Source organism: Synechococcus sp. MW101C3 (assembly GCF_002252635.1).
In the GTDB taxonomy this organism is placed as follows: Bacteria; Cyanobacteriota; Cyanobacteriia; order PCC-6307; family Cyanobiaceae; genus MW101C3.
Genome location: NZ_NQKX01000001.1, coordinates 14,639 through 27,950, shown reverse-complemented (window position 1 = coordinate 27,950; position 13,312 = coordinate 14,639). Strand labels below are relative to the sequence as shown.

General features: G+C 56.4%; 11 protein-coding genes. 1 reads left to right on the top strand and 10 read right to left on the bottom strand.

Annotated elements, in window-relative coordinates; translation table 11 throughout:
- Positions 1-6: 6 nt before the first annotated feature.
- The 5 genes from CJZ80_RS00100 to CJZ80_RS15520 all read right to left on the bottom strand — a co-directional run bounded on the left by CJZ80_RS00100 (position 7) and on the right by CJZ80_RS15520 (position 4,848).
- Complete coding sequence (locus CJZ80_RS00100) at positions 7-843, bottom strand: FkbM family methyltransferase (RefSeq protein ID WP_094509967.1); 837 nt, start codon at positions 841-843, stop codon at positions 7-9.
- A gap of 10 nt (positions 844-853) precedes the next feature.
- On the bottom strand, positions 854-1,777 hold the full coding sequence (locus tag CJZ80_RS00095) for a glycosyltransferase family 2 protein (protein ID WP_094509963.1): 924 nt from the start codon (positions 1,775-1,777) through the stop codon (positions 854-856).
- Positions 1,762-2,700 (bottom strand): glycosyltransferase family 4 protein, encoded by a 939-nt coding sequence (locus tag CJZ80_RS00090; RefSeq protein ID WP_158217386.1) that lies wholly within the window; start codon positions 2,698-2,700, stop codon positions 1,762-1,764. The genes CJZ80_RS00095 and CJZ80_RS00090 overlap by 16 nt, the downstream gene beginning before the upstream one ends.
- 1,283 nt (positions 2,701-3,983) lie before the next feature.
- Entirely contained in the window at positions 3,984-4,313 is a 330-nt protein-coding gene (locus CJZ80_RS14780; protein WP_144036853.1) for a class I SAM-dependent methyltransferase, read from the bottom strand.
- A 385-nt stretch (positions 4,314-4,698) separates the two neighbouring features.
- On the bottom strand, positions 4,699-4,848 hold the full coding sequence (locus tag CJZ80_RS15520) for a hypothetical protein (protein WP_233132668.1): 150 nt from the start codon (positions 4,846-4,848) through the stop codon (positions 4,699-4,701).
- Between the two features lie 1,212 nt (positions 4,849-6,060).
- Here CJZ80_RS15520 and CJZ80_RS00080 point away from each other — a divergent pair.
- Positions 6,061-6,975 (top strand): glycosyltransferase, encoded by a 915-nt coding sequence (locus CJZ80_RS00080; protein WP_094509955.1) that lies wholly within the window; start codon positions 6,061-6,063, stop codon positions 6,973-6,975.
- A gap of 100 nt (positions 6,976-7,075) precedes the next feature.
- On the opposite strand, the gene CJZ80_RS00075 is transcribed toward CJZ80_RS00080, so the two are convergent.
- The 5 genes from CJZ80_RS00075 to CJZ80_RS00060 form a co-directional block, all read right to left on the bottom strand.
- The gene (locus CJZ80_RS00075; RefSeq protein ID WP_094509950.1) at positions 7,076-8,074 is read right to left on the bottom strand and encodes a glycosyltransferase; all 999 of its coding nucleotides are present in this window, start codon (positions 8,072-8,074) and stop codon (positions 7,076-7,078) included.
- Positions 8,075-8,672: 598 nt separating this feature from the next.
- Positions 8,673-9,488, bottom strand: coding sequence for a class I SAM-dependent methyltransferase (locus tag CJZ80_RS00070; protein ID WP_094509946.1), 816 nt, complete (start codon positions 9,486-9,488; stop codon positions 8,673-8,675).
- 18 nt (positions 9,489-9,506) lie between these two features.
- On the bottom strand, positions 9,507-10,232 hold the full coding sequence (locus CJZ80_RS14775; RefSeq protein WP_144036852.1) for a hypothetical protein: 726 nt from the start codon (positions 10,230-10,232) through the stop codon (positions 9,507-9,509).
- A 147-nt stretch (positions 10,233-10,379) separates the two neighbouring features.
- Entirely contained in the window at positions 10,380-11,297 is a 918-nt protein-coding gene (locus CJZ80_RS00065) for a hypothetical protein (RefSeq protein WP_144036851.1), read from the bottom strand.
- A gap of 554 nt (positions 11,298-11,851) precedes the next feature.
- Positions 11,852-13,009: a glycosyltransferase family 4 protein gene (locus tag CJZ80_RS00060; protein WP_094509939.1), complete on the bottom strand. Its 1,158-nt coding sequence runs from the start codon at positions 13,007-13,009 to the stop codon at positions 11,852-11,854.
- Positions 13,010-13,312 lie beyond the last annotated feature (303 nt).

Below are 13,312 nucleotides of genomic sequence, written 5' to 3'. Positions count from 1 at the left end.
CGATCACTAACGACCGGAACCGTGAGGCAGGGCGATCAGATTGCCTTCGAATCCACCTGCCCACACTGATTCGGTAATCGCCGAAAGGCTACCGGATCCCTGGAGACGGTAAAGCCCATATCCAGCTGCGGAGAGGATCTCCAGGATCCTTGGGATCGTGGCTGTCTGGGCTTCGATCAGCAAGGCATCAATGCGCCGTTGAGCAAGTAGATGCTGCGCACCCGCGAGTGCCTTGGGTTCATAGCCTTCCATATCGAGCTTCCAGAGGCGGATGCGATCAATCCCCTCACGGCTCGTAAACTGATCAAGGGTCGTGAGCTCAATCAGCTCCTGGGTGAGCTGCTGACCCTGATACCAATCCTGGCGAAGGGTGGAGCGACCACCCGCGAGCTTGATCATCGCCTGCTGTTCAGCATCTCCCAGCCCGAGTGGAATCACAGAAACATCCCATTGCGGGTATCGGCAAAGGCAGCCTTCAAGCCACCGCCGCTGATCACGTACAGGCTCAAACGCAAACGTGCAAATACCCGGAGAAGCCGAGAGGCTCACAACGAACTGGCCGATATTGGCACCACTATCAACAAACACTCCACCGTTCTTCAGCCAGCCCTTGAGCCAGTTCATTTGCACCGGCCCTTCATAGGCTCCATACACCATCCAGCGGTGCGTGACTTCACCGAAATCAATCGTCCAGACGCAACCATTGGCAAGACAGACCTCTGCAATCCCTCTTGAGGCGAGCCTGCGCCCGAACAGCCGTTCTAGGAGGCCGAGCTTCCGCGGCAAAGCCAGGGAACGAAGGAAGGCAAGCCCTTTTGGCAGCGGACAGGATTCTGAAGACATAATTATTGGATCAGTCGTGCGGAGCTATCAACAACGCGGGAGACTTGCGACTGATACGGAGTGCTAGCAGCAGCGCCCTGATCTCGCCCACTAATTTCACCGGAATCCACCAGGGGTGCCGGAGATGAAACCGTGTGCGAACCTCACGAAAAGGTTTGCGTGCAAGATACCAGAACCGATCCCAGCCTTTAGCAAAGCGTAGAGCGAAATAGCAATCACCAACGCCATAACGTGACGAGGCACTGGTGAGGTGCGATCCGTGGCTACGCGTGCCGCCACTTCGTACCGCCAGGTGGCGAAGAGAAGCATCCGGCGCAAAACGGATGCAGCCGCCAGCTCGAACCAGACGCTTGGCAAATTCAGACTCAAAGCGAGCGGCCACAGGCGGTGGAAAGTTCTCATCAAATCCACCGATCAGAAGACCCTGCCTTCGTTTGAGGCTTAGATTACAACCCATCGCGTTCTCGACCAAAGTTTCAAGGTTGGAGTGGAACGGGAAATCAAGATCCCTCCAGAAGGCCGAGGCATGCGGCTTCCTGGGCAGGTTCTCAGGCTTCTGCCCGGGTTGCAGCACCTGGCCAACAACTGCCCAGGCATCGGGGAAACGGGCATAGGCCATGACGTGGCCCTGAAGCAGGCCTGGAGAAGGCACGACATCGTCATCAAGAAACAGAACGATCTCGCCTCCGGCTTCCAGAAGGCCGGTATTCATGGCGCGGGTGAGGTGAGGGGCAGGCAGCTGCAACCAGCGAATCTGCCCAGCCTGAGCCCACCGCTGCAGGGCTTCCTGTGTGGAGGGCTGATGCAGCTCGGTCTGATCGATGATCAGCAACTCAGATGGCTGCTGGAGGGCCGCCCTTAGCGGCTGGAGAGATTCAATGGTGTCGAGCAGAACCTGCTCGCGCCGGTAGGTGACGATCACGATGGAGAGCATCCGACCTCCTGGAGGGCCTGCTCGAACGCGGTGATGCTGTGGCGGTAGTGCCAGCGATCCGCAGCGGCACAGCAGGCCGGTGCCATCGCACGGCGGGCATCGGGCATGGCAGCCATGGCCTCCAGCTGGCCGGCTAGTTCGGCCGCGTTGCCACTGGCGAACACAGAGCCACACACCCCAAGGGTGATCATCTCGACAGCTGCGCCCACACCGTCTGCGGCAACCACCGGGAGGCTACAAGCCAGCGCCTCATTCACCGACACACCCCAAGGTTCATCGGGTGCCGGATGTGCGAACACATCAGCGCGGCCATACCAGAGGGGGAGCTGGGAATAGGGCACATAGCCGGGGCAATGCACCCGATCGGCGAGCCGAGCACAGGCTGCAGCCACTTCGTTCCTCAAGGGCCCGTCACCGACCAGGATCAGCCTGGCGCGGGGGCAGGCCCGTTGCAGACGGCGGAAGCCTTCCACCAGCGTGAGGGGATCCTCGCGAGGCGTCCACTTCAGAATCCCCAGCACCACAAACGCGTCTTCCGGCCAGCTGCGGGCATGGAGGAAGGCAGGGCGATCCAGGCGGGAGCGTGCGGATTGGGCGGCGAACCATTCGTTGTCCACGGCGTAGGCAAAGCGGAAGCTGGGGCGCTCCGTTCCCGAGAGGGTGTACAGGTAGGCGAGGGCTTGCTCCCCTACAGGGTGCCAGCTGTGGAAGAGCCCCTGGATCCAGCCCACGGCCACACGTCTCAGCCGCCCCTTCAACCCAGTGAAGGCCGTATGGGTGAGCGTGTTGTCGGAACGGAGGCCGATGCGCTGGCCTTGCAGACGCAGCAGCAACGCCAACACCAGATGGCTCCGGGGGAAATAGCCGCAGATCAGAACCAGGGTGGGCTGTTGGCACCGCAGCTGCCTGGCCAGCTTCGCCATCGCCCAGGGGTGTGTGCGCTGGAGAGTCCGCCTGGGATAGGCCTGAGGGTTGAGATGATCCCAACACGGTGCACGGCCCGACTCGGGGTCTACCTCGTTCGCAGGGTTGGCCTGTGTAGTGTAGATCACCTGCAGAGAGAAGGACTCACTCTGGTGGATCAACTGATAGAGCGGGGCATCGAATTGGGTTTCGCGGTTCTGGATGATCACTAAGCTGCACGAGTAGGATGGAGCCTGTTTCATCGGCCAACAGTAGATGTTGAGGAGTGGGATCAGTGTTTGATACGGCAGCGCTCATGGCCCCAAGGGCATTCCGGTCTGGGCGTCTGGGATCGAAAACACTGATCATCTGCCCCGCCAAGGGCTCCAGGTTGAGCCTCGTGAACGGATGGCCCGGCGCCGTGAAGGCTGGTTGCTGACCAAGGAAGGCGCCCCATGCACTGAAAGTTGACGATCCAGACCCAAGCAATAGTTGCGTGCGACTCAATAACAGGAAATCAACGACTGCGTTGGACGGAGTGAGCCATTCAACCGAGGGAGCCTTAAGGAGTGGAAGCAACTGAGAGGCTGAGCCGTCGGAAACCACAACAGCAAACAGCAGGCACACACCATCCGACATGAGACCGGATTTACTCCAATGTTTCTATGAACCAAGAAATCGGCGTTTGCTGGAGCCAGCCGACCCAATCATATCCTTCAGTCAAGTGCTCTGGAGGTGGAGGTGGAGAGAAATCCTTTCCTAGTCGGATATGGATGCCAACCGGAGGAACAGCCAGCTGATTGACACGCAGGCATTGGCGCGTAGAAACGATGCGCAGGAGGTCGCCTCTGAGGCGACCCTGGTGGTGATTCAACCGAGAATAGGTATCATCCCTGCCGTCAATATAACGAAGCACGCTGCGATCATTGCCAGAGAGGTTCCACGAGGGGCTTCGCGTTTCTCTGATCACACGGCAGCGCATGTGCAGCCAGGGGCTAGCAATTGCTTGAAGGTCGGCAGGATCAGCAAGAAAGTGTCCAGCCAACGCAATCCTCCCAGGGAAATCACACAAAGGAACGGTCTGGCGCCACAGTTGGCCGCAGGAGAATCGGAGCCAGATCGGAGCAACAATCCTGGCGTGATGCTCATAACACCATGCCCGAGCTCTTGACCATTGAAGTAAACGATTACCAAGCCCTGCTCCTCTAGTGAAGACAAGCTGAGCATAATGGCAGGCCTCGGAATTCATCATTGCTATACGGCCTTCTGGATAAGGGCATTGTAATGACAATCAATCTGCAATCTAGAAACATAAAGTCTCCTGAAAAGCCAAACATGCGCACCCATAGCCTCGGCTGGCAAAAGAGTGAACGATCGTCTCTTCGGTCATGATATTCACATGGGTCGGGTCGGCAAATGCCATCGGCCACGGATAGGAGGGAGTGCTAGAGAAGAAAAGTCCTCCTGGCTTGATGAGCACGCGGTGTACATCGTTCATCAGCTCTAGGAATGGGAACCACATGGTATCGGCCGAATCAGGCTCAACAACAGAAAGCACACGTGGCACATGCTCTAAGAAGGAAAATGCCGTAGCCACACCCACTGATGCATCAGGAAAAGGAATCGGAGCCACCGAAAGATCACATTGAATCACCGCTTAAGAAGGTCGAACATCGAGTCCGAATGCCCTAGAGCACGCGAAAGGGTTTCGAGGATGAGAGCCGCTTCCGATATCAAGCGCTAGCGAATCAGCGTCTGTGCGGCCACTGAATCGCTGGAAGCACTAAGGCTGCCAAGCAGTATCAGTGAATGATGGTCTCAGCACAAGCTGACTGTAGAATTGAATAGCCTATGAGTCCAATTCGTGGTGTCTCTATGAGCTCGTGTCCAGCCACATTGGACTCTGCTTTGGGAGGGGTATCAAGGGATTTACACACGCAATCCCGTACTCAGGTTACCGGGATCAACTGCCGACGGGCCAGAAACAGATTGGATTGTGCCGCCAGCACATTAATCCTTCAGCGGTTCATGGCCGGCCTTCGCAGCCGGGCCTTCAGAAAGCCGAACTGCTGCTTGATCACCCGGAAGGGGTGCTTGCCTTTGGAACTGATGCGGGCCTTGGCGGTATCGATGAGATCCTGCAGCCTTCCATGAGCGGTGGCAGGCAATGCCCGGCGTTATCCAGGTCGCATCGCCAAACGAGACGTTGTTGTCTTGCTCTCCATCTCGGACTTCTTGGTAATTCCATGGTAAGCGCCGTCAGCGCAAACGATTTCCCCCTCGCCATGCAGCAGCTCGGCAGCTGTGGCGAGATCGTGGTCGTTAGCGGCCGTGGTGACGACTAAGTGGATTCAGACCTGAGACCTTCTCATTACCCAGGTGAACCTACCGCTTCGCGGGCCTGCTTCTACATCCCGAAATACCACGTGTTGCTCTTCTTGGTATGATGCATCTCCAGATCCCGCTTCCCATCCTTGTTCCTGGTGGAGCTGGGAACTAAGAACAAGGTGGGTTCCGCAGACGTGCCTTGGAGCACCGTCATACCCCGCGCGCTCAGGTGAGCCTTGGCGGCTTCAAAGATCTTCTCGTCCAAGCCCTGCTTCTGCAATTAAGTGAGGGAGGCGAGAATCGTGGCCTCATTGAGGATGCGTTCGTTGATCAGCTCGATTCCAGCGAACCCGCGCATGGTGGGAACCTCGATCAGGGATAATTCCATCGTTGAATGGCAGAGAGAATTCCACTTTGCAGCAGATGAATCCGCAGCATGGTGGCCATGCGTATATGGAGGCCTCCCGCCCTTTCTCTTGGTTTTGAGGGGGTGGGGCTCGACCAGAACGATCAGTCCTTCCTGTGCACTACTTCCTCCATCTCCGCTAGGGACTTCACCTGCTTGATCTGCTTATTGGCGGGGGTCTGCTCCCATTCAGAGAAGCCGAGCTGATTGCCGCCAATCCAACACATTCCCGGGAAGCGATCACAGGGCCATTGACCCACAGGCGGGCCCAGTTCTCTAGAGCTTCCCTACTTCGTGAAAGCGTTATTGCATAACAGTATAGTCATTGAAGTCAAGGGATGACCCTTCAATAAGTACACGCTAAACACTTGTATGAGCGATCCTAGCCCTGCTACAGCACAAAGAAGATGAAAGGACGCATGCTTGCCCGAGCATTCTCGCTTTACCAATTCAGGGCAGTGGTTCTCAGTCATTAACAACAATAATAGCCGGCTCTATAAATTAAGTCGTAGATCATTACGCAGGCAGGCCAAGAGAATGACTAAAGGAACATGCCTTCAGTCGTTTTATGCCACCAACCCTTGCTTGAGAAGCTCTTTTGAAAGATGCAGAGCTTAAGATGGCAGCATGAGCAATCACAAGCCAAATGAAAAGCCGGAAGCCAAAGGTGAGTGTCTGCATCATAACATTCAATCACGAGAAGTTTATCACTGCGGCGCTAGATTCAATCTTAGAACAGGACATTGATTTCCAGATCGAAATAGTAGCTGTCGATGACGCAAGCACCGACAACACTCACGACATCCTAAATAGTTATTCAAGGAAAAATCCGGAAATTGTAAGAATTTATCAAAACCCTTTCAACCTTGGACCCTACAGGAATTTTCTCAAAGCTTTGCAATTATGCTCTGGGCAATATATAGCGATTTGCGAAGGCGACGACTTCTGGATATCCACTTCAAAGCTAAAAAAGCAAGTAGCATTTCTTGACAAAGAAGCTGATTATGCAGGATGTATACATGACGCAATTGTTACAGATGCAGATGGAAGGGTCACCGCGTCAAGCTACTGCAATCATCTGCAGAATAAATTTGACTTAAAAGACAGCATGAAGAGCTTGCGTGGAAGATTTCCAACTTGCTCGTTGCTCGTTAGGGCTTCAATACTAAATGACAATCCTCCTCAATGGTTCACGTCTCATGCATGCGATACATTTTTTCTGTACTTAGCAGCAAAGACTGGATACATAAGATACATGGAGGACAAGATGTCCGCCTATCGCATTCACTCTCAAGGAACTTGGCAAGGATCAAACAATACATCAAGGCGAAGAGGTCTCCTACTCCAAGAAAAGATTCTTTGGTCCGATCGAAAGATGCGGACCACATGCGGCGAGATTATCCGCTCTCGCATTCAAGTCCTGTCCCATGAGATCGCAGTTGACGAGAATGAATCAAAAACGATGCGATTGCATGCACTGTTCCTCAGGACCCGCCATGGATTCTCGAACTTCAAAACGATACGCGTATCACTCGGCATACTAATCAGAATACTCCGATAGATATACAGTTCAAATTGATAAGTTTTGCGCAGTAACTGTCACCCCATGAAAGAAGGTCTGGTCAACCCCTGGCCGACGGCATGAGTTATCTAGACCTTCCTTAAGCAACAAAGAGCAACAGGCTCTGAAACGCCCTCAGCCAGATCCACGGTTTCCAGAAGCCATGCCGCAGGGCCTCTCGAAAGTAGGCCCAGCAGCGGCGATCACCGTTGCGACGCAGAGCCTCAGCAATGAAGTAGGCCCCGTCCGCACGAGCACCATCGAACAAGGGCTTTCGGATGGCAGGAGGACGGGGCCGGATAGCGGCAGCCTGCTGGAGCAGTGGCTGTTCGGATTCACCACGACTGCGGGCCACATGGCAGGCCAGCGAGAGCTGAGCGATGGCGCGCTGATCTCGCCAGTGCCGGGAAGAGATTCCACCTGGGAACAGGCGCACACGTGTGAGCACCTCCGGGATGTGCACAAAGGGGCCTTGGCTGGCCAGGCGGTACCACAGGTCCCAGTCTTGGCCGAAATAAAATTCCGGGCGATAGCCTCCTACAGCCTCATAGGCACTGCGGCGGAACATCACTGAGGCATGGTGGGGTATGTCCATTGAGAGGCCTTGCTGCGCCGGGATGGAATCCGCCCGGATCGGATGGCCTGTGGCCTGTGCCTGGGGCTGGGGCTGGGAATCGAAACGGAGATGCTCCCAGACAGGCCCACATACCTCTACGTCGCTGGTGGCCAGCACACATCCCGGAGAGCTGGCCAGAGCCTCGGCCTGACGATCCAACCGCTGTGCTGCCATGACATCACCGACATCGAGGCGGGCGATCCATTCACCACGGGCTGCAGCGCAGCCGCGGATCAGTGCCTTGGTGAGGCCAGAGGCAGGTTGCCGAAGAACCCGCAGACGGTGATCGCAGGCTACTAGCGCAGAGAGGTTCACCTCTGTGCCTTCATCCAAGCCACCATCGACGACAAGAATGCACTCAAAGTCCCTTCTTCGCTGTGAGAACACCGAATCCAAGCTGTCCAGGAGAGCTGTTGATTCACCATGGGCCGCTATCACGACTGAAAGGTGGGGACAGTGATCTGTCTCGCCGCGGCTAGCCAATGTGGAATTCCATTGGAAGAGACAGCCCCGCTGGAATCATGGCAAGCATGTCGTGGTAACCATGCTCAGGCCATGCCACCCACGGACTCAACAGAGCTTACCAGCAATGCGCGTCCACCAAAACCATTGCCAACATGCGATTCCATGCGGTAGGTGCCTTTGCACAGGGGTATTCCTGGCATGGTGGTCCATTGAAAGCTGAAAGTCAGCCGGGCTGTGTGCTCAATTCAGTCATCACTGCAGACGAGCAGATACAGGCCTGCTCTTCTATACTGACAAGCCTCAGGTTACGCTCTTGAATGCTGGCCACAGCTTGTGCATGAGGATGCCGGTCGTAGCACCACGCGCGAGAGATGATCTCTTCGATTGAGCAGTTCGTGGCCGCCAACAACAAAACAATGCGCCGTTCCATTGGAACACGGCGGCAGATTCAGTCTTGGAGAAGCTTCAGCGACATTTCTCGTAAATCTCCAGGACGCTGCACTCAATTTACAACAGAATGGCACCGAATACAAACCAGTGGCACAGGCCATTCTGCACTGCCAACGAGAGCTTATGCCCGTGAAAGCCAGGCAAGCCAGAATCCAAGGACAACAATCTATGCGCCTCCAGATTTCTGGCACAAGTAATAGACAGAATACGTGTCAATACGGCGAAGATGACTGGACGGAACCAAGACGCCATACCAGTCGAAGACAGTTATGGCATTAAAACCATGGCACTCGAGATCATTGATCTGCCTCACTGGATCTATCCAGGCCAAGAGCTCACGATTGCCTTGGGCAGCATCCAGCAGTGATGCAAAGTCGTCAGCGACACGTTGATGATGCTTTAATCGACAATAGCGAATGAAAGACAGGATTCCATGGTACAGGACCCTGGGCCTGTAGGGAGCCGCAACAGATTGCATCAGGAGTTTTAAAAGCGCCTCTCGTGTGCGCATGGGCAGAGAAGCCTTGAAGTAGTTGTGAGAAGAGAATAGCAGCCTGCCACCAGGCCTCAGCGACACAAATGCATTCTTCAAGAAGGAATCTCTTTCGGCCTGAGTCAGACAATCAATACCATTAAAGGAAAAGAAGATGAAATCGTATGAGCTCTCGCCAAGCGATAACGACTCGCAGACATCAAGACAGTGAAAGTCCACATTGGGATACTGTTTTCTGCAGGCCTCAACAAGTGGCTGCGAATAATCAATGCCGGTGTAGCTCCTCACCTTGCCGGCTAAATGACCAGTTGTCCTCCCTCCTCCCACGCCAATGTCCGCAAAATCAGCGCAGGCAAGTTGGTCATGGAGTGATTGCAGGATTAGCTGCTCACCGTAGAGCAAGTTGTCAGAATAAGACGCCCAATACCTGGCAACAGACTTGTTGCTGTAGGAGGCATGATTAATGTTCTGGATTTCCACAAGAATCATTGCGCGAGCAGATTTCCACTAGGCAGCTGTTCGAGCCTGGTGAACGACACGATTGTAAAGGACTAATGACAGGCTGACATAAATGCTTTCCTCAACAAGCTGGGCAGAGAACCCTCGCTTGAATCCGTCAATATTGCCCAACTTGCTGCCTCGCCGGACGTTTGCCATCCCGCCGAGGTCATAGGTGGCAACGCCGCGATCTCGAAAATACAGCATGTCCCTAAAGTGAAGCAGCCGATTGAGCCGGCCAAATCTGTTTCTCTTGTCTGCGTCCGTGCACTGGCCGTAGTCGGACTGAGAGCGCAAGAGGTGAGATCTTCCAAGTTTTCTGTCGACGACATAATGATGCTCGACACTTCCTTCGTGATCGAAGACTGCTCGACTAATCACAGTGCAATCAGCGTAGTATTTAGCGCCGCTCTTAATGCAATCGATTGGGCCATCTTCCCAAATCCCGATAGGCTCGACAAAGCTAATTGCCCAATCAGCCTGCGCACTTTCTTTTCGTATCTCGTACCTTGTATTCTTCGAAAAAGAGTTTAACAACTCTGAATCCTCTCTGTCAACACGCACTAAGCCGGTGTAGCGAACTCTTCTGCTAAAACCAGGAATGGTTTCTCTGGATTGAGAATGAAAATAGATTGACGGAAGCAAACTGTCCCGCAGCCTTGGGCGCTCAGCAAACCAGACATGCCTCACGGGCAAGGCTCTCTTCTTGTAATGATCTGGAATGAGGACAATCATTGATCACCGTTCCCCATCTACTTTTAATGGGATTAACAAAGGAAATGGGAGGAGGAGGTATCAGTGCTTTCAAGAAGCTTCAGCAATCCTGGACTTTGAACTCAGCAGGTTGATATTGATTGGGCTGATTGCATGCAACATGACAGCTCAAAAACCTCGCCGATGTGTGCGATAGTCTACCGCCATCCAAGGGCCAGCGTTGTTCAGAGTGTGAAGATGGCTTGCTCTCAGGTCTCGTGGCAGCTTCCGTAACCATGCCAGCTCGTGGGTAGTTTCTCTGTAGTGCCCTTTGTCCATCTGGTCGATCCGGTACAGCTGGATTCCTTGGCCATAGGCATTGTCGATGCCGGTGCCTTGGCCTACCCGCAAAAGCTCACCCTCCAGATGCAGCAGGCCTCCGTTGCGACCGCAAGTGCTGTCCACACGCAGTGGTGAACCCGGGTGGGGGGTGAATTGCCCCTCCAGCAAATCAGGGCTATGGAACAGGTGCAACTCGGCCGCCGAAGAAGCTGGCAGAGCCGGACAGTGATGGGTGTTGACCAGCAGCCACCAGCCCGCCGAGGAAGGGATCAGGATCGGGTCGATCCAGGCCTCGCCACTGAGCAGCTGCCTCTCCAGCCTCCAGCGATGGGGGAAGGCGAGAGCTCGGTAGAGGCGCACATCGCTGTTGCTGCCACTTTCCACTGTGGCGAACCAGGCACCGGAGTGCTGAACCACACGGGGGAAGGAGAGATGGAAAGGCTCTGCAATCACGGTGCCGCAGGCTTCTAGGCCGCACGAGCGCACGCAGAACAGATCGATCACCCCACGGCCTTCCGCCCCATCCCATCGCTCGCAAAAAAGCCACGTGTTCGGCCCATCTCGCACCAGGAAGGGATCGGCGAACCAATCGGTGCCGCGCGGTGGTAGCTCGTGCAGAACTTGCAGTCGCTGGCCCCCTGGCTCAAGCTGGCCGATGCCGACCCGCCAGGGTTGGGCCTCACCCGCGAACCGCTGCCCGATGCGGCGCCGGGTGCCGGCAAGGGCCCAGCGGCCACTGGCCCCCAGCTGAAGACGGCGGCTCATGGGTAGGGCCGGTTGCAGGGGCAGCCTGTGTGACAACGGCGTGATCGTCAGCAGAGCCTGCCGCTGATCGCAGAGACGCAACCACCAGAGCAGATAGTCGGCAGCGCCCCGGAGGCAGCGCTGCTGGTGGAACCTCCAGCGGGCCAGGCTGGGCACCGTCAGCTGCACCAGGCCGAGCAGTTCCGCGGACCTCTGGCTTACGAAGGGTCTGCCAATGAGAAAATGCGAGGCCGGCTCACCCCGCGCTGAAGCCATGAGCCCTGTGGCCGGGCCGATCTCGAGAGCACGGCCGTCCACATGCTCAGTAAGCATGAGCACGGCGGCTGGGAGGTCGGCGGCTCCCCCCTGCCCCGGCTGCCACCCCGCCGCAGCCAGAAGCACGCACACCGCAGCGCTGCCGCTTGCCCCAGGGTTGCGACAGAGGCCTGGAAGCCAATGCTGCCTAGGCACAACCCGCAGTTCCTCACCAGGCCTGAGACCCTCTCGCAGCCGTGTGGCGATTGTCTGCTGAGCGGGCTGGGCAAGGTCGATGACCAACTCAAGGCTGAGGGGCGTCACCGGCGTCCTGTGAGGCGATCAACGGCAACCTGCAACCTCTCGCCCGCTCTCTGCCGGGAAAAGTGAGCCTGATGTCGTTGGTAGCCCGCATGGCCCATGGCGGCAAGCTCTGCAGGACTGTGGAGCAACTGCTCGAGCCGCTCGGTGAGATCGTCGGCGTCACCGTTGGTGAACAGCAGACCAGTTCTGGGTACATCCACCAGCATCGGGTTACCACCAGTGTTCGAGGCGAGAACGGCACGGCCGGCCGCCATCGCTTCCATCGCCACGGTGGACTGGGTTTCGCTGCGGGAGGGGATCACCACCAGAACACTCTCTCGGTAGAAACGGCCAAGTAGCTTGCGTGACAGGGGCGGGAGAAAGGTAACCCTGTCGGAGAGGCGTGCTGTGTCCAAGATCAGGTCCAGCCCCAGGCGAAACGCGTGGGATGAACTCCCGATGCAAGTGAGGCGGAGGGCCGGCCACTGAGGCGCGATGCGGCAAAAGGCCTCGATCAGCAGATCCACCCCCTTGTTGTGTTCGAGGCGCCCCACGTACAGCAGACCCTCCCCGAGCGGAGCGGTGGGCGGCATATCGGCACCGATCTCGTCGGCATCCACTCCGTTGGGAGTGAGATAGACGTTGCCGGAATCCGCCCCTCCGGCGATGGCCCACTGGGCCATGTAGGGCGAAAGAGCCAACACGGCATCTGCGCTCCGGTAGGCGACGGGTGTGGTGACCCGATACCACCACGTTAGACGCGGATCGTAGGTACCAGCCGGACGATCGCGGATGTCACCATGCATCACCATCGCCACCCGGCAGCCCAGCACCTTGTGAAGAATGGGCGCCAACACAGCTGTGGGGGGATGGCTGTGGAACAGCACCAAGTCTGGTCGCTCCCGCTTGTTCCAGCGGCAGAGGGCCACACCCACCAAAAGGATGAACAGGATCTGGCGCGGAACATGGGCAAAGCGGTGCAACAAGCCCAGCCTTGGCACGTATAGCCTCCGCACCCGCACAGGGGCAGGCATGGCGACAAGCTCCTCACCAGAACCAGCCGTAGTGATCAGAAAACACTGGTGAGAATGGGCGAGGACGGCAAGCTGGTTGAGGCAACAGCTGGCCACGGAGCCACCCCCATCAAGCTCCTGAAGCACAGCGGCGATCCGCATGAATTCAGATCCCGCCAGGGTGTGTGGAGCTCACGCACGGATGCTCCACATCTGCGGGAGGCCGGAGATCCTTGGGGTGATTCTCCGGGACCCTTAGCATCATGCAAGCTGAGATGGTCATGTTTAGGGTCTTTCTAACTCCTGGACAGCGTACAAAGACCATGGCCACACAATATCGGTTCAGGATCAGGGCGATGGGTTGAATTTCAATCAAAGCTGAGAAAACGCATCCTCGACATTGGCATCCATAGGATGGTTGCGCCCCCCCGCAGGCAGCCCAGCTGCCTTCCTCAAGGACACGGC

Bases quoted from the DNA above. Each gene is read 5' to 3' on its own strand.
- CJZ80_RS00100 (WP_094509967.1), bottom strand. From the start codon at position 843: ATGTCTTCAGAATCCTGTCCGCTGCCAAAAGGGCTTGCCTTCCTTCGT.
- CJZ80_RS00080 (WP_094509955.1), top strand. From the start codon at position 6,061: ATGAAAAGCCGGAAGCCAAAGGTGAGTGTCTGCATCATAACATTCAAT.
- CJZ80_RS00060 (WP_094509939.1), bottom strand. From the start codon at position 13,009: ATGCGGATCGCCGCTGTGCTTCAGGAGCTTGATGGGGGTGGCTCCGTG.
- CJZ80_RS14775 (WP_144036852.1), bottom strand. From the start codon at position 10,232: ATGATTGTCCTCATTCCAGATCATTACAAGAAGAGAGCCTTGCCCGTG.
- CJZ80_RS00095 (WP_094509963.1), bottom strand. From the start codon at position 1,777: ATGCTCTCCATCGTGATCGTCACCTACCGGCGCGAGCAGGTTCTGCTC.
- CJZ80_RS00070 (WP_094509946.1), bottom strand. From the start codon at position 9,488: ATGATTCTTGTGGAAATCCAGAACATTAATCATGCCTCCTACAGCAAC.
- CJZ80_RS00090 (WP_158217386.1), bottom strand. From the start codon at position 2,700: ATGGCGAAGCTGGCCAGGCAGCTGCGGTGCCAACAGCCCACCCTGGTT.
- CJZ80_RS00065 (WP_144036851.1), bottom strand. From the start codon at position 11,297: ATGAGCCGCCGTCTTCAGCTGGGGGCCAGTGGCCGCTGGGCCCTTGCC.